Below are 18,643 nucleotides of genomic sequence, written 5' to 3'. Positions count from 1 at the left end.
GCTTTATTAGGTAATGGAATCGCAATGTCTGCGGATATTTTAATCATTGATGACGAAGCCGACATCCGGATGCTGATCCAAGGCATTCTGGAGGATGAGGGATTCTCGACCCGTCAGGCCGGGAACGCGCAACAGGCGTATGACGCCGTTACCGCGCGGGTGCCGTCGCTGGTCGTTCTGGATATCTGGTTGCAGAACAGCGAACATGACGGGATGAACATCCTGACCAAGCTGAAGGCCGATCACCCGCATTTGCCGGTTATCATGATCAGCGGCCACGGCACCATTGAAACCGCCGTGAATGCTATCAAGCTGGGCGCGTATGATTTTATTGAAAAACCATTCAAATCCGACCGCCTGTTGCTGATGATCGACCGGGCGTTGGAAAATGCCGAACTGAAAAAAGAAAACGAGGCCCTGCGCCGGAAAACGTCGACCCCGACCGATTTGACCGGGGCCTCCAGCATGGTTAGCCAGTTGCGCCATGTTCTGGAACGCGTCGGCCCGACCAACAGCCGGGTTTTGATTACCGGCGAACCGGGCACGGGCAAGGAACTGGCCGCGCGCCTGATCCACCGTTTATCGGAACGCAACACGGGACCGTTTATGGCCCTGAATTGCGCCACCTTGTTGCCGGAACGGTTGGAAATCGAACTGTTTGGATCGATTGACGGTATCCATGGTGAACCGGGCAAGGTTGGCGTGCTGGAACAGGCCAATGGCGGGACGTTGCTGCTGGATGAAGTGGCGGATATGCCACTGGAAACCCAAGGCAAGATCGTCCGCGCTTTGCAGGATCAGAAAGTCACCCGCGTTGGCGGAAAAGACCCGGTGCATGTGGATGTGCGCATTCTGGCCTCGACCAACCGCGATTTGAACCGCGCGATGGAGGAGGGCAGTTTCCGGCAGGATCTGTACTACCGCCTGAACGTCGTACCCGTACAAATGCCGCCTTTGCGTGACCGCGTCGCCGACATTCCCGATCTGGCCGCCGCGTTTATGGATCAATATGCCGATGCCAATTCCCTGCCGCGCCGGATTTTGTCCGAAGCGGCGGTGATGACGTTGCAGGCCTATAACTGGCCGGGCAATATCCGGCAGCTCCGCAACGTTATGGAATGGGTGATGATCATGTCGGGTGCAGGGGCCGATGAAGCCGTCCGCCCGGACCATCTGCCGCCGGAAATTACCGGGGCCGATATGGGCGGTGATGGCGACCGTGCGGCGCTCAGCCGTGAACTGGTTTTGATGCCGCTGCGCGATGCCCGCGAACAATTTGAAAAAGACTATCTGGAGGCCCAGGTCGAGCGGTTCCACGGCAACATCTCCAAAACCGCGCAGTTTATCGGGATGGAGCGTTCTGCCCTGCATCGCAAGCTGAAACTGCTTGGCATTTCAACGTCAGAGAAGCACAATGACGGCGATGTGTCTGATGGGGCCTGCGATGGATTGTCTGGCGGGGACGAAGCGCCCGTTCAACCATCAAGCCAGAAGAAAACAGCCTGAACCTAATCTCCCTGCCTTTGGAATTAAATCATCATGCGTGTCATCATCTGTGGGGCCGGTCAGGTCGGATATAACATTGCCGCGTATTTGTCGCGCGAAGACAATGATGTGACCGTCATTGATATCCAGCCCGATCTGGTCGCGAAGGTGAATGAAACGCTGGACGCCAACGGTATTGTCGGCCACGCATCCAACCCGGATATTCTGGCGGCGGCCGGGGCCGCCGATGTTGACCTGATGATCGCCGTGACCCAGTCGGACGAGGTCAATATGGTGGCGTGTCAGGTTGCGCACTCCCTGTTCAACGTACCGAAAAAAATCGCCCGTATCCGTGACCGTGCCTATATGAAGCCGGAATGGTCCAACCTGTTTACCCGCGCGCATATGCCGATTGATGTAATCATTTCCCCGGAAATGGAAGTGGCGCACGCCATTTGTGAACGGCTGCGCGTGCCCGGCACCACCAACGTCATGCGTCTGGCCGATGGCCGGGTGCATTTGGTGGGGGTGATGTGCGGGGATAATTGCCCGGTGATCAACACGCCGCTGAAACAACTCACCAACCTGTTCCCCAGCCTGTCGTTGAAAGTCGTGGCGATTATTCGCGGGCAGCAGGCGATTATTCCGAACGAGAACGAACAGATGTATGCGGGCGATGAAGTGTATTTCTTCACCGACACTGATCATTTGCAACGCGCTATGGCGGCTTTTGGCCACCAGGAAAAAGAAGCGCGTCACGTCACCGTTCTGGGCGGCGGTAATATCGGCATGTACCTGACCCGGATTTTGCAGGAACAAAGCCCGCAGACGCGCATTCGCGTCATTGAAAACAATTTGGCCCGCGCGATGACATTGTCCGAACAATTGCGCGGCGTATCGATTATGCACGGCGACGGGTTGGAGCCCAAAACGCTGGAAGATGCCGATATGGCCAACACCGAAACCATGGTGGCCGTGACGGATGATGATGAAACCAACATTCTGGCGGCCCTGCTGGCCAAACAGGCGGGGTGTGAGCGCGTCATTTCACTGGTGAACAAGGTCAGCTATACCCCGTTGATCAAATTCCTGGATATTGACGCGATGGTGACACCGCGCGCGATTACCGTGGCATCGATCATGCAGCATGTACGCCGCGGGCGGATCAAGGCGCTGCACAGCCTGCGTGATGGGTTTGCCGAGGTGATCGAGGCCGAAGTGTCCGATACATCCAGTATCGTGAACACGGAAGTCGGGCGCATTAAATTGCCGCGCGATGTGTTGATTGGTGCGATTGTGCGGGGCGATGATGTGTTAATGCCGCAACCGGATTTGAAAATCCGGTCCGGGGACCATGTGATCGTTCTGGCCACGCAGGCACAAGCGCGTAAGGTTGAAAAACTGTTTCTGGTCCATGTGGACCTGTTTTAAGGTTGATATAAAGAATGCCACGCGTTTCCTATGTAAACGGTTCCTATGTTGCCCATGCACACGCCAACGTGCATGTGGAGGATCGTGGCTTTCAATTTGCGGATGGTGTGTATGAGGTGATTGCCTGCATCCACGGCCATCTGGCGGATGAGCAGGGGCATCTGGACCGGCTTGAACGGTCATTGACCGAGCTGGACATCGACATGCCAATGCCGCGCCGGACGTTGCAGATGGTGATGCGCGAACTGCTGCGCCGCAATCATCTGAAATCCGCGACCGTGTATATTCAAGTCACGCGTGGGCAGGCGAAACGCGATTTTATTTTCCCGGCGGCCCATGTTGCGCCATCAATCGTGGTCATTACCCGCCCGTTCAATTTTGAAAAAACCAACAAATGCGAAAAGGGCGTCAGCGCCTTCACCGTGCCGGATATCCGCTGGAAACGCCGTGACGTGAAAAGCGTCGCCCTGTTGCCGCAGGTTCTGGCGCGCCAGAGTGCCTATGCACGCGGCGGGGCGGAAGCGTGGCTGGTCGATGATGATGGGTTGATTACCGAAGGCGCGGCATCCAACGCCTGGATTGTAAAGGGCGGCAGCATTATCACCCGCCCGCCCAGCCATTCCATCCTGCGCGGTGTTACGCGCACGGCGTTGATGAAAATTGCCAATGATTTGCAAATGACCGTTGAGGAACGGGCCTTTACGCCGGATGAGGCGTACAAGGCCGATGAAGCCTTCAGCACCGGGGCGGCGGCCCTGATTGTGCCGATCGTAAAGCTGGATGATCATGTGATTGGAACAGGCACACCGGGGCCGGTGGCGCGGCGGCTGTATGATGAATATCGTGCCTATGCCGATGGGTTGCGCGGCGAACAATTAAAATGGGCTTCGGGGTTGAACGATAAAAATGGGTGATACATTGACACAGAATTTTACACCGGCATCACGCCCGGTTGGTGTCTTCTTCGACTGGGATGGCACGCTGGTGGATACGATTCCGCTGCTGCGCGAAATGTATGCGCGGTTGCAAAGCCATTTCGGCCAGCCGCCATTCAGTGATGATCAGTTTTTCGACAATCTGAAATATTCCGCGCGCGAATTATTCCCACGCCTGTACGGCAGCCGTTCGGATGAAGCGTTCAAAATCTGGTACGAAAATGTTGAGAAACTTCATCTGGCCCACATCGCACCGATGAAGGGTGCCGGGGATGTTCTGGCCCATCTGGCCGCGGCCGGTGTGCCGATGGGGGTGGTCAGCAACAAACGCCACGCCGTTTTGATGAAGGAAATCGATCATCTGGGGTGGAGCAAATATTTTGCCTCCGTCGTGGGCGCGGGCGTGGCCGGGCGCGATAAACCGGCGGCGGACCCGCTGATTCTGGCGTTGAATCAGGCCGGATTAAAGGCCGGGCCGAATATATGGTATATTGGGGATACGGAATCGGACCTGCTGTGCAGTCGGGATGCCGGGTGTGCATCGGTGTTTTTGCGGTTTGATGGCCAACATGACGCCGCAACCAAAAACAACCCGCCCACCCACATCGTTGGCGATAACCAAGGATTGTTGACCCTGCTGAAGCAAAATCTGTGAGTTTGTGTTTGTAATTTTGCGTTAATTTAAGGTTTTTTGGGCTCGACCCCTTGTCTGGTCATTGTGCATTCGCTAAGTAATTCCAGCCATCTGGCCGTTAAAGAAATATGAAAAATAAAAAAGGAAAAAATGATGGGTGAAAAGAATCAGAACGTGCAGGATGTCTTCCTTAACAAAATCCGCAAAGAAAAGATGACCGTGACTGTTTTTCTGGTCAACGGCGTCAAATTGCAGGGTGTTGTAACCTGGTTTGACAATTTCAGTCTGCTGCTGCGCCGTGATGCGCATATCCAGCTGGTCTACAAACACGCAATCTCCACGATTATGCCGGGCGGCCCGCTGAGCCTGTATGAAGCCGGCGAAGATCAGGACGTTTAAGTTTTAAAACATGAGTGATTCACAACAGACCCCCGATGATGAAGGGCCAGGAACGGCGATCGTTCTGCACCCGACATTGCCGGGGGCTTTTGCACGCCACGATCGCGACCCGGAAGATGCGCTGGAAGAAGCCGTTGGGCTGATCCACGCCATTTTCATGGAGGTCTGCGAATCCCGTGTGGTTGCGGTGCGCAAGATTGATGCCGGGGCCTTGTTCGGCAAGGGCACGCGCGAAATGATCGCGGCGCAGGTCGAGGTTATGAAACCCGATGTCGTGTTCGTGAACCACGCGCTCAGCCCGGTGCAGCAACGCAATTTGGAACAGGAATGGAAGGTGAAGGTCATCGACCGCACCGGACTGATCCTTGAAATTTTCGGTGCCCGCGCACAAACGCGTGAGGGTAAAATTCAGGTTCAATTGGCCGCGCTGGAATACCAGAAATCGCGCCTCGTTAAATCCTGGTCCCACCTTGAACGCCAACGCGGCGGCATGGGTAAAACCGGGGGCCCGGGTGAAACCCAGTTGGAAATCGACCGTCGCTTGGTGACGGACCGCATTACGCAATTAAAACGCGATCTGGAACAGATCAGCCGCACCCGCGACCTGCAACGCAAAGGGCGCGAGAAAGTCCCATTCCCGGTCGTGTCGCTGGTGGGGTATACCAACGCCGGTAAATCGACTCTGTTCAACCGCCTGACGGGTGCGAACGTGTTTGCCGAAGATCTGCCCTTCGCCACGCTGGACCCAACCATGCGCCGGGTGAAGCTGGAAGACGGAAACGAAATCATTCTGGCCGATACGGTTGGATTTATCGCCGATCTGCCCACCCACCTTGTCGCCTCGTTCCGCGCCACGCTGGAACAGGTGCAATATGCCGATGTCATCGTCCATGTGCGGGACATGTCCCGCCATGACCGAGCGGCCCAGAAAAACGACGTGGTTTCCATCCTGCATGATCTGGGCATTGAATACGCATCCGACCGCCGCGTGGTTGAGGTGCTGAACAAAATTGATGCCATTACCGAAGAAAACCGCCCCGGCATTCTGCGCGAAGCGCGCGAGCATGTTGAAAATACGGTCGCCATCTCTGCCCTGACGGGTGAGGGGATTGGTGATTTGATGCAGATGATTTCCCGAATGCTGGCCCATGGACGCAACATCGTGACCTATCACCTGCACCCCGCCGAGGGCGAGGCGCTGGCCTGGCTCTATGCCCGCAGCAATATTGTTGAGCGGATCGATGGTGAAGATTCCATGATCACCATGCGCGTCGAAATCGACCCGGCGGATCAGGGGCGGTTTGCGGAGCGGTTTGGCAAACACGCGGCCTGATGCCGCTTTTCCCCTCTATCGTCATTCCGGCGAAGGCCGGAATCCATGGGGGCTCTGTATGGATACCGGCCTTCGCCGGTATGACGAATAAAAACAAGCGGGAGGGGGCGTAACCCATGACACAATCCATTGATATCGACAAAATCTCCGACGTCCTCGTCGATGTTGCCGCGACCTATATCCTGCCGCGCTACAACGCCCTGACCAGTGGGCAGATTGATACAAAATCCGGCCCCAATGATCTTGTGACCGTTGCCGATACCGAAGCCGAAGAGGCCTTGGTGCGCATTCTGCCCGACCTGTATCCCGGGTCGATCGTGATTGGCGAGGAAAGCATTTCATCGGGCAAGGCCACGCTGGGGCCGCTGAAAGAAGCCGGCAAAATGGTCTGGGTCGTCGATCCGGTCGATGGCACCTATAACTTCGTGCATGGCAAACGCGAATTTGCGGTCATGCTGGCCTGTGTGATGGACGGTGAAATTCGGGCGGGGTGGATTTATGACATTCTGGGCGAACGGACCATGACGATGGAAAAGGGCGCGGGCGCGTATTTCGAAGGCCGCCGCTTGAACCTGACCAACCGGAATGATGCGATCAACGCCACGGGCCATATTGGGAAGAAGTATTTTCCAAAAGAAATGCGCGCCCATCTGGAAGAACAACGCGACAAGGTAAAGCAGTTTTATTCCCTAAGCTGCGCCGCGCATGAGTACATCAATCTGGCCACGGGCAAGACCGATTTTGGTGTCTATAGCCGGATCAAACCGTGGGACCATTTGGCCGGGGTGCTGGCCGTGACCGAGGCCGGGGGTGTGATCGCCAAGTGGGATTCATCCGTTTACCACCCGTCCGATGATTTCGGCGGTCTACTGGTGGCGAGCCATGACGCGCTTTTGCACCAGATTGATGCCATTTTTATTAAACCGATACTTGAGGATATTATTTTAAAGTACGGAAAATAAATGGTATTTATCAATTCAGCGCCGCCATTTCTCCGGGCCTCAAAATGTTGCATTATGGCAATTAAAGGGGTATAGTTCTGCCTTACTGCGTAAGCATTTGGCGGGATTTGCAATGGCCACAATCAAAGTCAAACCATCATCCAATGCACCCCTCTTCCTGGGGGAAGAGGGTATGGCCGGGCATTATATCGATTGCTCCGCCAACCCGTATGACCTCCGCCCTGCCGCAGATTTGATTATTCAGGCCGCAGGCCGCAGACGTGCGGAATTGCCGCCGGGGACGCCGCTGGTGATCCTGATAGGGGAAAAGCACCCATGTTCTGCCCATGGTGAATTGTTGCACATGGTTGCCCAAAAATGGACCAGCGCTGGTCAGCGTTTTTGCATGGGATACGAACTGGATTCCAACAATTTGGTTCAGGTGATGACGACCAATATGGGCGATCTTGGCCATTTGGACAGCGACGATATTCTGGCGCTGGATACCGATGGTGCGGCGGGGCTGTTGTCTTACATGACACAATGTGTTGTGGCGAATGATGCACCGGAAACGCAATTGAATTTGATGGCCTTTTGCCACGAAAACAAAATTCCCAGCATTTTCAATGATGCGGCCCGTGACTTTGCGGGGCAGGGTGAAATGTATCTGGACATGCAAAACCGTTTCAACGCCGCCGTTGCACCCGCCTGTGGCGTAACCAAGAAAAACGGCATCCATATGTACGGCGTGGGTGGGATTGGTATTCGCCACCAGAATATGGCCCAGCGGGGCGTTGCGTTCGCGGCCAGCCATGGGGTGGACATGATCCTGCAAAACACTGGCAGATCGCATGTGTTGGGCCGAAAATACGACAATTTTGACACCCGTGTCTTGTCGCTAACCGAAGCATACCAAGCCGCCGGGGCGGTGGTTGTGCCCGTCTTTATCACGACGCAGGGGTATGATGGCGGGATTGATACGATCCCGCAGGACCGGCGGACCCACTTGAAGGACGGCGTGGTCATCAATGGCTTGGCCGATGATGAGTTTCTTGCCGATAACGACAATGCGGGCGCGGAGCGCGCCTTTATCGAAAAACTGCACCGTGAATCGGGGTGTTTGACGCAGTCTTTTGATGCTGAACGCCATATGGAGCGCAATATTGAGGCTATTCGCAATCATTGCGACCGTATCCTGACGCAATATCATGCAAACACCCTGCGTCGTAACGTGAGTTTGACCGCATGAGCCCGTTTGACCCGTTTTCCGAAACAACAATCAAGTCGGCCCGCGAGGGCGTTGCGGCGCATTACATAAACTGCTCATCCAATCCGTATGATCTGCGCCCGGCGGCCAATATTATCGTTGGTGCAGCCACAAAAATGCGGGCGGAATTGCCGGATGATGTGCCGCTGGTCATCCTGATTGCTGAAACGCACAACATTTCTGCGCATCTGGAATTACAGCATCTGGTCGCCGCGACGTTTCATGATCAAGGCACGGCCTTTGCGCAGGCGATGGAGCGCCCGTGTAATGCGCTGGCCCATATGATGACCGAAGGCATGGGGCTGGATGTCGGCCGTGGTGTTGGATATTACGACAGCCTGATCCAGTTTGACCCACGCGGAACCGCATCATTGGCGGCATCCATCGTTTGCATGCACCCGGAATGGGCGCCCGTGGCGGAGAAAAATTTCAACGCCTTCCTGTATCACAATGATATCCCAACAATTTTTAACGATGCGGCCCGGGATTATTCTCTCAACATGGCGATGTTGGATATTACCGATCCGCTGGTTGAGGCAGGCGCGTTGATCTACACCCGTGATGACGAATATGTCAGCGATGCCGTTAGTTCGAGCGGTATGGCCGTGCGCAACTGGGGTATGGTCAAGCGTGGGCTGGCCTTTATGCAGGATCATCAGTTGGATTTGATGATTCAGAATAGCGGGGCGCATCATATGCTGGGCTGTCGCAGTGACGGGTATGGCTACGCTGAATCTTTAAGCGCGCTGTACCAGAAAAATGGCGCGGCGGTGTTGAACGTGTTTCTGGCGTCACCCGACCCCACGGGCGGGATTGGTATTATCCCAGAGGACGGGCGTGCGGATCTGGCGCGCGGCGTTCTGATCGAGGGGGTGGCCGGAGAGATATTCTGCGACCGCGATTATGACGGCGAAGATCGCGATAAATATAACTATCAGGACGGCGCGGAGCAGGCGTTTATCACCGAAAAACTGCACCGTGAATCGGGTCATTTATTGCAGTTTTTTGATATTGCTGCACATAAAGACGAATATGAAGAAGAGGCGATAAAGCATTGTATTCGCGTCGAAAAATTGTATCACGCTGTGCGGAATAAGCTTACCCCGTGATGCGCTTTTGCGCCTGCCACAACGCTTCCATTTCTTCCAGATTCGTGTCAGAAAATCCTTTATTCATCGCTTTAAGATCGCGCTCTAAACCCTTGAAACGACGTTCAAATTTAGCATTCGTTTTGCGCAATGTTTCCTCGGCATCCAGATCCAGCATGCGCCCAAAATTCATCAGGCAGAACATCATGTCGCCCAGTTCATCCTGAATTTCGTCGCGGCCTTTGCTGTCCATGGCTTCGCGCAGTTCGGCGATTTCTTCTTCCAGCTTGTCCAGAACGTGAACCGCTTCGGGCCATTCAAACCCGACACGCGCGGCGCGTTTGGCCAGTTTCTGGCCGCGCATCAACGCGGGCAGGGCGTGGGGAACATCATCCAGAATGCTTTCGCGCGGGCCTTTTTCCTTGTCCTTCTGGTCCTCCCAGATGCGTTTTTCAACGTCCTTGGCGTCGGCGGCTTTGGCCTCGCCAAACACGTGCGGGTGGCGGTGGATCATTTTGGTGGTAATTCCGGCGGCGACGTCTTCGAATGTGAAGTGCCCAGCCTCGGCCGCCATTTGCGCGTGATAGACAACCTGCATCAGCAAATCGCCCAATTCTTCCTGCAACGATTTCATGTCGTTGGTGTTGATCGCCTCGGCCACTTCATAGGCTTCCTCGATCGTATAAGGCGCAATGGTTTCAAAATTCTGCACCAGATCCCACGGGCAACCGCCATTCGGGTCGCGCAATTTGGCCATGACGGCGATCAATTCCGTCATCGACGGGCAGGGATTGCTGGCTTGATTGCTGGCTTGGTTTTTGATGGGGTCGTTTGCCATGGTGTTTGCGGTCCTTTGCGTGATGAATTTCACGCGGTCACTATGTCAGAACCGGGCCAAAAATAAAACCGTCAATGCGCAATATGAAAACAATTCTACAGGTTTGGCGGGCGCGGCGGGAAGTTACGGGCTGCGATAAAAAGCTCTTCCTGAAACGCTTGGCGATCGCTGGGCAGATACAGGCCTTGGACGGCATCGCTGACGCCGTTGAACGCATGGGCCTGATCCGCGTTTTTGACGCGTTCCAGGATGATTTTGACGTTCGGAACGATCTGTTTAATGCGATCAACCAGATCCGCCAGATTAAACGGATTGGTTTTATCCAGCGCGGCCTCGACCGTTTCGCCGTCAATTTTGACGTAGTCGACGATGTCGCGCAAATTGTTCAGGCGTAGCCAATCACGGCTGCCATTGCCATCTTGGGCGGAAAATTGGGCGTAGTCGTGGTAGAAATCATCAATGGCAAAAGTGCAGCCAAATTGGCGCTTCATGGCCAGTAAAATGTCACGGCACGGGCTGTCGGCCAGGTCGTCTTCGGTGACTTCCAGCGTCAATTGGCCTTGAATTTCCTCGGGCGTGAAATCATCACTCAGCATATCGCAGACGTCGTACCAGAAGCTGGCATTTGAAACATTGCGGGCGGATGTGTTGATGGATACGGGGCGCAAACCTTGGGCCAGAGCCTGATCAAGGCCAGCCAAAATCAGGGCCTGATCGAAATTCGATTGCAGCCCGGCGCGCGATAAAATGGTGATGGGCTCCAGCGGTTTTATGGGGTCGCCAGCGGCTGTAAAAGCGCGCAAAAGAAGCTCAGCCGGGTAAATTTGCCCAGTATTTTGCCCAGCATTCTGATCGTGATTATTGTGCCAGGTTTCAGCCACGAAATGGAACCGACCAGCCGCCAGCGCCGACAGCAATTCAGATGCAATTTGGGCATCGTGATCGGAGACAACGCCGGACGCATGTTTCATGTCGAGGCCCATACGGGTCGCGGCAATCAAATCCTGAAACAGCGCGGTGCGGTTTTTGTTCATGCCTTCAAGCCTGATAATTGCCAGAGATGGTTCATCATATAACCATCAGACTATAAGTGGAAAATGTAAAGAAGTGCTTATATTTGAATACGTTGCGAGCAGGCGTCCGGTGTGGTCGTTTCTAATTGAAGAGACCACACCGGAAAAACCATGTATTATCAGTCGTTAACGGCCTTATGAGCAGATTGCTGGCTGGCTTGACGTTCTGCCTTTTTCTTCTCTGCTGCTACACGTGCAGCTTCCAGCTCTCTTGAAATATCACAGTTTTTCTGGATAGCGGATTGTTCTAAGGCATCATATTCGCCTTTGAGACGGCTTATTTCTTCCTTTTGGTCGTCGCCAATCATAAAAAATAGAGCTGGCCAAAATAGGACCAAGCCAACACCAAGGGCCACAGAATCGCCCGTGGCTTGATCATCTTGAACTCCGGAGATTTCTTGAACTTTTCGCGAAACACGCATCATTTCAGAGCGGATTTGTTTGCATGAGAAATCTTCGTAATGCATTGGCGATACATAGGCTGCCTTGATGTCTTCGGAATGCGGAGCGCACGCTGTGATCATAAAGGCGGAAATGGATGTTAAGAGTACAAATAGGCGAAGAGATTTTACCATGACGCGAACTTCCCAGTTTTTGATGTTAAATTTGATTGTAAGGGGCGCGTAATAACATCATAGGTGGGTTGAGTCAAAACTTTGGTATAGGTTCTGCTTTAAAACACCATGATAATGATGTGATAATGTATATTATGGAAAATAAAGCATAGGGTGGGAAAAGGGTGCTTATGGATCTGTTTTATAAGGCGTTTCTTACTGTTTATAAGCGGCGCCTAAACGACCATCAATCAACCGTGGTTTCCAGCGTCAGGCCATCATAGGCCGGCGCGTAACCGGACGGCAATTCGTCGCACAATGTTTTGTAATCCATGAATGCGGCCATGTGCGTGATGTATACCTGTTCGGCGCGGATGGTTTCGTTCAGTTTGTAAATCTGTTCCAACGTCGCATGAACATAGTTTTTGGGCATTTTGTATCCGGCGGCATCGACGATCCAGACCCGGACGCCTTTGAGCGTTTCCAGTGCGGCTTCGTTCAAATTCACCATATCGGTCGAATATGCCAGATCGCCAACGCGGATGCCCAGTGATTCACGGAACCCGTGGTCCTGCACAAATGGGATCGCCGGAATGGTACCGAAATGTTTGATCTGGCCGTATTCGTGGTCGTGGAATGCGTGTGTGCTGCACACGGCCGGATACAGGCCATCATCGATGTCGTTGAACATATATTCAAAGCGATAGCGGATTTCATCGATGGTTTTTTGATCACCATACAGCGGAATCATGGATTTTGTACGTTTGCTGAACACACGCAATTCATCGATGCCGCCAATATGGTCGCTGTGCGCATGGGTGTAGAAAATACCGTCCACATGCGTGATATTTTCGCGGTTCAGCTGGTCACGGAAATCCGGGCCTGTATCAACGATGAATGTGGTTTTTTCGTCCTGTAACGCGATGCTGGCGCGTGTGCGGCGGTTGCGCGGTTCATTGGGATCGCATGCGCCCCAATAGTTGCCGATTTCCGGCACGCCCGCCGAATTGCCGCAGCCCAGAATGGTTAATTTAACTTTTCTGCTCATGCCGCATCACCGTCGGCGATGAATGTATCAAGTGCGCGTGGAAATAACCGGAAGAAATTCTCTCGCGACTTGGCGGCCAGATCACGCGCAGAAATTTTGTGCGTGTCGGCGACGGCACGCGCCGTGTGAACGACCAACGCGGGTTCGTTAATTTTTCCGCGGAATGGCTCCGGGGCCAGATATGGCGCGTCGGTTTCAATCAAAATACGGTCCAGCGGAACATCACGCGCAAAATCGCGCAGTTCTTGTGATTTATTGAACGTCACGATGCCGGAGAATGAGATGTAAAACCCGCATTCCAGCGCCTCTTCACCCATTTTGCGGGTGGAGGAAAAGCAATGCATGACGCCGGTTAAATTGGTCCCCGCCCCCTCTTCCCGAATGATACGGATAATGTCGTCATCCGCATCCCGGGCGTGAACAACCACGGGCAGGTTGGTTTCGATACAGGCGCGCAGATGTTTGCGGAATGAATCCTGTTGATCCTCACGCGTGGCGTGTTCGTAGAAGTAATCGAGGCCGCTTTCGCCAATGCCGATGATTTTCGGGTGCGATTTTGCCATGGCGACCAGATCGGATTGCGTCACGGCCTTTTCCGCCGGGTCGCTGGCTTCGTGCGGATGCGTGGCGATGGTGCACCAGATGTTTTTTCGGTTTGAAACCAGATCCAGAATTTGCGGAAATTCATCGGAAATGCGGCAGCAAATGCTGAGCATGCCATCGACACCCGCGGCATTGGCATTTTCAATCACCTGATCCGGCCCGCCGATATTCAGCAGACGGTTGTGATTCAAATGGCAGTGGGAGTCGATATACATGTTACGCGTTCGCTTGTTTTGCGGTTTCCGTTTCCGTGGCCATGCGCGGGAATACACCCGTCGGGGCCGGTAATATTGTGCCCGCCTTGATCGCATGGGCGGCATTCAGTGTATCAAACCCACGCGCATTCGCCGGAACGGACAATTGATCCAGCATTTTCGCGGCCGATTCCGGTGTGATCGGCTGCATGATCAAAGCCAGGCACCGAATAACCTCGGCCAGCACATACAAAACCGTTTCCATGCGCGGAACGTCGGTTTTCTTCAACGCCCATGGGGCCTGTTTGTCGATATAGGCATTGGCGTCATAGGCCACGCGCATGATGTCCTCGATCGCGCGGTGGATGTGGAATTTTTCAAATTCGCCGCGCACGGATTCAATCATCTTCGCCTGTGCCGATTCAAGTAAGGCGTGGTCTTCGTCCGTCAATGGCCCGGGCGCAGGAACGGCACCGCCACAGTTTTTGGCAATCTGGGACAGCGTGCGTTGCGCGAGGTTGCCAAGGGAGTTGGCCAGATCGCTGTTGATGCGCAGGACGGCCTGCTCATGGCTGAAATTCCCGTCTTGCCCGTGCGGAATTTCGCGCATCAGGAAATAGCGGGTTTGATCAACGCCATACATATCCAGCAATTCACCCGGCGAAACGACATTGCCCAATGATTTTGACATTTTCTGGCCATCAATATTGATGAACCCATGGGCGAAAATTTTCTTTGGCAGCGGCAGTTTCGCGGCCATCAAAAACGCGGGCCAGTAAATGGCGTGGAACCGGGTGATGTCCTTGCCAATCACATGCACATCGGCGGGCCAGAAGTTTTTGTAATTTTCGCTGTTCGTATCGGGATAACCAATGCCCGTGATGTAGTTGGTCAGCGCATCCAGCCACACATACATGACGTGTTTCGGATCATTCGGAACCGGCACACCCCAGTCAAACGTGGTGCGGGAGATTGAAAGGTCTTTCAGCCCCCCCTCCTGTTTCACAAACGCCAGAATTTCATTGCGGCGGCTGGCCGGTTCGATGAAATCGGGGTGCGATTCATACAGGTCCAGCAATTTTTGTGTGTAGGCGGACAAGCGGAAGAAATAGCTCGGCTCTTCCTTCCACACCACTTCGGCGCCGGACGGTGCGAATTTTTTGCCTGATACATCGGTGGTCAGTTCATCTTCGCCGAAATAGGCTTCATCCCGCACGGAATACCACCCGGCATAGGCATCGACGTAGATGTCACCGTTCTTGGTAATTTCTTCCCACAATGTTTGGGACGCTTTGTAATGGGCATCCTCCGTCGTGCGGATAAAACGGTCATAGGACACATTCATCCGATCATCCAACGCGGTGAATTTTTCGGCGATCGTGTCGGTAAAGGCGCGCGGGGCCATGCCGTTTTTCTCGGCCGTGGTTGCAACCTTCTCCCCGTGTTCGTCCATGCCGGTCATGAAAAACGTGTTGTAACCATCCAGCCGTTTAAACCGCGCCATGACGTCGGTCAAAATCGCCTCATACGCATGCCCCAGATGCGGCGCGCCGTTGGCGTAGGCGATAGCGGTGGTGATGTAAAAATTCTTGCTCATTTTTGTTCAGCTCCGGAGAGGATTGAGAAGGCACCGAACGCCGCATAGCGGCGGTCCAGCGTCCCGTATTTGACGGTTGCGAAATGGCTGATCAACGCGTCGTAAATTCCGACCCATTGTTCAACATTGTAATGGCGTAAAATCTGGCCAAAGACGGGCGCGGACAAAGCGCGGGGCAAGCCGCCCTCGCCCTTCACACCGCGCGCGCGGGCCTTGACCATGGTGGATACGATCCACAACAGGATATCCTGAAAACTCTGCTGCGCGTTTTCCTGTCCCTTTTGCCCGAAATAATCGGCGACATGGTGAATGTCTTTCCAATCCAGATGGGGCCAGTTTTGCAGGACGGCGACCAGACGATCCATCGCCTTTAGTCCTTCTTCATCCATCAGGTTCAGGGCTTGGCCGATGGAGCCTTGGGCAATGGCGCACAGGGCGTCGCATTCATCGCTGCGCAGATCCGGTTTCACGCGGGTCAGCAGGCGCGCCATCAAATCGTCGTTCAGCGTGTTAAATTCAATAAAACGCGTCCGCGACCGGATGGTCGGGATCAACGCGCCGGGGCGGTGCGCAATCAAAATCAGAACGGTGTTTGATGGCGGCTCTTCCAGAATTTTCAGGATGGCGTTCTGGCTGTTGCGGTTCATGGTATCCGCATCATCCAGAATAACCACGCGCCAGCCCCCCATCGAGGCCGTCATGCGCAGGAACGGTGTCACCTTGCGTGCGTCATCAACGCTGACGCCTTCTTTGCGCGCGCCGGTTTTTTCATCAATCGCGCGTTCGATGGTCAGAAGGTCCGGATGACCACCGGAGGCAATCAACCGAACGGCTTGCTCTTCGGCATCCACATTCATGGTTTCATGGATAACGGGAGTGGCGGGCAACGGATCGCCAAACAACGACGGCCCCGCGTCAACCGCATCGGCCTTGCCATGTTTCAGCAGGAAGCGTGCGAGGCGATAGGCGAAAGTGGCCTTGCCAATACCCTTTGGTCCGGCAAACACCAAACCGTGCGGCATGCGGCCCGCGTTGAATAATTCCAGCAACTGGCGTTCAATATCATCGTGCCCGAAACAGTCCATGTTCAGGCGCGGGTCGGGCAGTTCAACGCCCTCGGCCCCATCCGATGCGGATGCACCATCATCGTCTTGCAGATCATCCAGATCGTCGAAATCATCAAACATCATGCGGCCACCTTCTGCGTGACGCAGGATGCAATGGCGGCGGCGACGGATTGAATGTCTTGGGCCGCGTTGATGACGATGCAGCGGTTCGGTTCGGCTTTGGCAATGGCCAGATATCCGTCGCGCAGTTTTTCGTGGAAATTGATACCCTTTTTCTCAAACCGGTCTTCGCCGGAATTATCATCCGATAGGCGTTTGCCCGCCCGCGCCAAACCATCGGCGGCTTGCATGTCGAGAATGAGCGTCAGGTCCGGTTTGAAATCACCAAGCGCCAGCGTGTTGATCTGTTCAACCGTATCCAGCGGCAAGCCGCCGGCATAGGCCTGATACGCGCGTGTGGAATCTGCAAAGCGGTCGGAAATAACAATCTTGCCCGCGGCCAGCGCCGGTTTAATCAGTGTTTCCGTGTGCATGGCGCGTGCAGCGAACAGCAGGAATGTTTCCGCAATCGGCGTCCAATCACCCCCATCGCGGTGAACCAGAAGATGGCGGATTTTTTCCGCCTCTGGCGTGCCGCCGGGTTCGCGTGTGGTGATGACGTCGTGGCCGAGCGATGTCAGATGTTCAGCCAGAAGGCGGATCTGGGTCGATTTTCCCGATCCTTCGCCACCTTCCAGCGTAATGAACAATCCGCGTGCCATCGATCGTTATTGTGCAACCGGCTCGGCCGCGCTTTTCACGATCGGGTCGGGTTGCGCCGGGGCTGCGGCTTTCTTCTGCCCAACCAGAACTTTGGCCTTCGCGATCGTCTTGGCGAACAGGCCCAGCGGCGCAACATCGGCACCAGCGACCAGCGGCACCTCAAACGCGTGCAGGCCCGGGGCTTCGACTTTCAGGGAACCGACAACATCGCCCTTTTTCACAGGCGCTTGCAGCGGGCCCTTGTACAAAACGCTGACCTTCAGGTCGTTGCGCATGGCTTTTTTCAAGGTGACTTTAATCCCCTCTTCGATCACCAGCGGAACAGTGGCCGATTGGCCCATGACCACTTCGGCTTCTTCGACCGTATCACCCGCTTTAAACAGAGATACGTTTTCGAATGTGCTTTGCGCCCATGCGACCAAGCGTGCAGATTCCTGCGCGCGGGCCGCCATGCTGTCCAAACCGTTGATCACCAGAACAATGCGGCGACCATCGCGGACGGCGGACGCCATCAGGCCATAGCCCGCCTCTTCCGTATGGCCGGTTTTGATTCCGTCCGCGCCCAGATTCTGGGTCAGGATAGGGTTGCGGTTGGCCTGACGGATGTTGTGATAGGTATATTCCAGTTCAGCATAGTACGGATAATATTCCGGATAGTTCCGAATTGTATCCGCCGCCAGAATGGCCAGATCGCGGGCCGTTGAATAATGGTTCGGGTCGGGCCAGCCGCTGGCGTTGGTGAAGTTGCTTCCCGTCATCCCCAGACGTTTGGCTTCTTCGTTCATTGTTGCGGCGAAGGCTTCTTCGGTGCCCGACAAACCTTCGGCCAGCACGACGGTGGCGTCGTTACCGGATTGAATGGCCACGCCGCGGATCAGGTCTTCGACCGATACGGCCTTACCCAGCTCGACCCACATTTTGGAGCCTTGCATTTTCCATGCTTTTTCACTGACGGGCAGCATGGTGTCGAGGGCGATTTTGCCCTCTTTCAACGCTTTGAACACCATGTGCAGAGTCATGGTCTTGCTCATCGACGCGGTCGGCATTTGCGTGTCCGCATCCTTCTCCATCAGGACCATGCCCGTGTCGTAATCGATGATGATGGCCTGTTTCGCCGTTGTCTGGTCGTTCAGGTTGCCGCTGATGGCGCGATTCATCAGCTTTTTCATATCGAAGGACGACGCACTGTCCAGCGCGTCATCCGGCTGGGCCATGGCGGCCATCGGCAGGGCAAAAACAGCGATAAAAATGGTCAGAATCAGGGACTTAAGCTTGGTCATAGCGCTCTTCTCAAAGGTCGAAGGAGGATGAGGAGTGTTCAAGGCCCCATAAGACCCCGAAACAGCCCGAAAATCAACGGGTTTGCCGCGGATTTACAGGGGATTTTTTGGGAT

Annotated in this window: 18 protein-coding genes; 9 read left to right on the top strand and 9 right to left on the bottom strand. The window is 54.6% G+C overall.

All coding sequences use genetic code 11. The features are described from left to right. The first annotated feature begins 24 nt into the window (after positions 1-24). The 9 genes from ntrX (at position 25) to ACSC94_RS04130 (ending at position 9,534) form a co-directional block, all read left to right on the top strand. Positions 25-1,506, top strand: a complete 1,482-nt coding sequence (gene ntrX, locus ACSC94_RS04170) for a nitrogen assimilation response regulator NtrX (protein ID WP_435641797.1) — start codon at positions 25-27, stop codon at positions 1,504-1,506. Positions 1,507-1,539: 33 nt separating this feature from the next. Continuing rightward, positions 1,540-2,916 (top strand): Trk system potassium transporter TrkA, encoded by a 1,377-nt coding sequence (trkA, locus tag ACSC94_RS04165; RefSeq protein WP_435641796.1) that lies wholly within the window; start codon positions 1,540-1,542, stop codon positions 2,914-2,916. Between the two features lie 14 nt (positions 2,917-2,930). After that, positions 2,931-3,830: a D-amino-acid transaminase gene (locus ACSC94_RS04160; RefSeq protein WP_435641795.1), complete on the top strand. Its 900-nt coding sequence runs from the start codon at positions 2,931-2,933 to the stop codon at positions 3,828-3,830. Between the two features lie 4 nt (positions 3,831-3,834). Next, entirely contained in the window at positions 3,835-4,506 is a 672-nt protein-coding gene (locus ACSC94_RS04155) for an HAD family hydrolase (RefSeq protein WP_435641794.1), read from the top strand. Between the two features lie 129 nt (positions 4,507-4,635). After that, a complete protein-coding gene (gene hfq / locus ACSC94_RS04150) occupies positions 4,636-4,884 on the top strand; it encodes an RNA chaperone Hfq (RefSeq protein ID WP_015467564.1) in 249 nt (82 codons plus the stop codon). 10 nt (positions 4,885-4,894) lie between these two features. Beyond that, positions 4,895-6,217 (top strand): GTPase HflX, encoded by a 1,323-nt coding sequence (hflX, locus tag ACSC94_RS04145; RefSeq protein WP_435641793.1) that lies wholly within the window; start codon positions 4,895-4,897, stop codon positions 6,215-6,217. A gap of 116 nt (positions 6,218-6,333) precedes the next feature. Continuing rightward, positions 6,334-7,179: an inositol monophosphatase family protein gene (locus ACSC94_RS04140; protein WP_435641792.1), complete on the top strand. Its 846-nt coding sequence runs from the start codon at positions 6,334-6,336 to the stop codon at positions 7,177-7,179. Positions 7,180-7,291: 112 nt separating this feature from the next. Further along, positions 7,292-8,407, top strand: coding sequence for a hypothetical protein (locus ACSC94_RS04135; RefSeq protein ID WP_435641791.1), 1,116 nt, complete (start codon positions 7,292-7,294; stop codon positions 8,405-8,407). Then, entirely contained in the window at positions 8,404-9,534 is a 1,131-nt protein-coding gene (locus ACSC94_RS04130; RefSeq protein ID WP_435641790.1) for a hypothetical protein, read from the top strand. Before ACSC94_RS04135 ends, ACSC94_RS04130 begins: the two co-directional genes overlap by 4 nt. On the opposite strand, the gene mazG is transcribed toward ACSC94_RS04130, so the two are convergent. The 9 genes from mazG to ACSC94_RS04085 form a co-directional block, all read right to left on the bottom strand. Continuing rightward, a complete protein-coding gene (gene mazG, locus ACSC94_RS04125; RefSeq protein ID WP_435641789.1) occupies positions 9,524-10,351 on the bottom strand; it encodes a nucleoside triphosphate pyrophosphohydrolase in 828 nt (275 codons plus the stop codon). The genes ACSC94_RS04130 and mazG overlap by 11 nt on opposite strands. 95 nt (positions 10,352-10,446) lie before the next feature. Next, a complete protein-coding gene (locus ACSC94_RS04120) occupies positions 10,447-11,385 on the bottom strand; it encodes an EAL domain-containing protein (protein ID WP_435641788.1) in 939 nt (312 codons plus the stop codon). Between the two features lie 158 nt (positions 11,386-11,543). Beyond that, entirely contained in the window at positions 11,544-11,999 is a 456-nt protein-coding gene (locus ACSC94_RS04115; protein WP_435641787.1) for a hypothetical protein, read from the bottom strand. A 226-nt stretch (positions 12,000-12,225) separates the two neighbouring features. Next, positions 12,226-13,026: an MBL fold metallo-hydrolase gene (locus ACSC94_RS04110; protein ID WP_435641786.1), complete on the bottom strand. Its 801-nt coding sequence runs from the start codon at positions 13,024-13,026 to the stop codon at positions 12,226-12,228. Then, positions 13,023-13,844 (bottom strand): TatD family hydrolase, encoded by an 822-nt coding sequence (locus tag ACSC94_RS04105; protein ID WP_435641785.1) that lies wholly within the window; start codon positions 13,842-13,844, stop codon positions 13,023-13,025. The genes ACSC94_RS04110 and ACSC94_RS04105 overlap by 4 nt, the downstream gene beginning before the upstream one ends. A 1-nt stretch (position 13,845) precedes the next feature. Continuing rightward, entirely contained in the window at positions 13,846-15,420 is a 1,575-nt protein-coding gene (gene metG / locus ACSC94_RS04100) for a methionine--tRNA ligase (RefSeq protein WP_435641784.1), read from the bottom strand. Then, positions 15,417-16,610, bottom strand: coding sequence for a DNA polymerase III subunit delta' (locus ACSC94_RS04095; protein WP_435641783.1), 1,194 nt, complete (start codon positions 16,608-16,610; stop codon positions 15,417-15,419). Before ACSC94_RS04095 ends, metG begins: the two co-directional genes overlap by 4 nt. After that, positions 16,607-17,248, bottom strand: a complete 642-nt coding sequence (tmk, locus tag ACSC94_RS04090; RefSeq protein WP_435641782.1) for a dTMP kinase — start codon at positions 17,246-17,248, stop codon at positions 16,607-16,609. The genes ACSC94_RS04095 and tmk overlap by 4 nt, the downstream gene beginning before the upstream one ends. Before the next feature lie 6 nt (positions 17,249-17,254). Then, on the bottom strand, positions 17,255-18,529 hold the full coding sequence (locus ACSC94_RS04085) for a D-alanyl-D-alanine carboxypeptidase family protein (protein WP_435641781.1): 1,275 nt from the start codon (positions 18,527-18,529) through the stop codon (positions 17,255-17,257). Positions 18,530-18,643 lie beyond the last annotated feature (114 nt).

Source organism: Micavibrio aeruginosavorus (assembly GCF_051245535.1).
Classification (GTDB): domain Bacteria; phylum Pseudomonadota; class Alphaproteobacteria; order Micavibrionales; family Micavibrionaceae; genus Micavibrio; species Micavibrio aeruginosavorus_D.
The sequence above is the reverse complement of the archived record's forward strand: the minus strand, read 5'-3'. Positions and strand labels throughout refer to the sequence as shown.

Coding starts and splice junctions, on each gene's coding strand:
- ntrX (WP_435641797.1), top strand. CDS start 25: ATGTCTGCGGATATTTTAATCATTGATGACGAAGCCGACATCCGGATG.
- trkA (WP_435641796.1), top strand. CDS start 1,540: ATGCGTGTCATCATCTGTGGGGCCGGTCAGGTCGGATATAACATTGCC.
- ACSC94_RS04160 (WP_435641795.1), top strand. CDS start 2,931: ATGCCACGCGTTTCCTATGTAAACGGTTCCTATGTTGCCCATGCACAC.
- hfq (WP_015467564.1), top strand. CDS start 4,636: ATGATGGGTGAAAAGAATCAGAACGTGCAGGATGTCTTCCTTAACAAA.
- hflX (WP_435641793.1), top strand. CDS start 4,895: ATGAGTGATTCACAACAGACCCCCGATGATGAAGGGCCAGGAACGGCG.
- ACSC94_RS04140 (WP_435641792.1), top strand. CDS start 6,334: ATGACACAATCCATTGATATCGACAAAATCTCCGACGTCCTCGTCGAT.
- ACSC94_RS04135 (WP_435641791.1), top strand. CDS start 7,292: ATGGCCACAATCAAAGTCAAACCATCATCCAATGCACCCCTCTTCCTG.
- ACSC94_RS04130 (WP_435641790.1), top strand. CDS start 8,404: ATGAGCCCGTTTGACCCGTTTTCCGAAACAACAATCAAGTCGGCCCGC.
- mazG (WP_435641789.1), bottom strand. CDS start 10,351: ATGGCAAACGACCCCATCAAAAACCAAGCCAGCAATCAAGCCAGCAAT.
- ACSC94_RS04120 (WP_435641788.1), bottom strand. CDS start 11,385: ATGAACAAAAACCGCACCGCGCTGTTTCAGGATTTGATTGCCGCGACC.
- ACSC94_RS04115 (WP_435641787.1), bottom strand. CDS start 11,999: ATGGTAAAATCTCTTCGCCTATTTGTACTCTTAACATCCATTTCCGCC.
- ACSC94_RS04110 (WP_435641786.1), bottom strand. CDS start 13,026: ATGAGCAGAAAAGTTAAATTAACCATTCTGGGCTGCGGCAATTCGGCG.
- ACSC94_RS04105 (WP_435641785.1), bottom strand. CDS start 13,844: ATGTATATCGACTCCCACTGCCATTTGAATCACAACCGTCTGCTGAAT.
- metG (WP_435641784.1), bottom strand. CDS start 15,420: ATGAGCAAGAATTTTTACATCACCACCGCTATCGCCTACGCCAACGGC.
- ACSC94_RS04095 (WP_435641783.1), bottom strand. CDS start 16,610: ATGATGTTTGATGATTTCGACGATCTGGATGATCTGCAAGACGATGAT.
- tmk (WP_435641782.1), bottom strand. CDS start 17,248: ATGGCACGCGGATTGTTCATTACGCTGGAAGGTGGCGAAGGATCGGGA.
- ACSC94_RS04085 (WP_435641781.1), bottom strand. CDS start 18,529: ATGACCAAGCTTAAGTCCCTGATTCTGACCATTTTTATCGCTGTTTTT.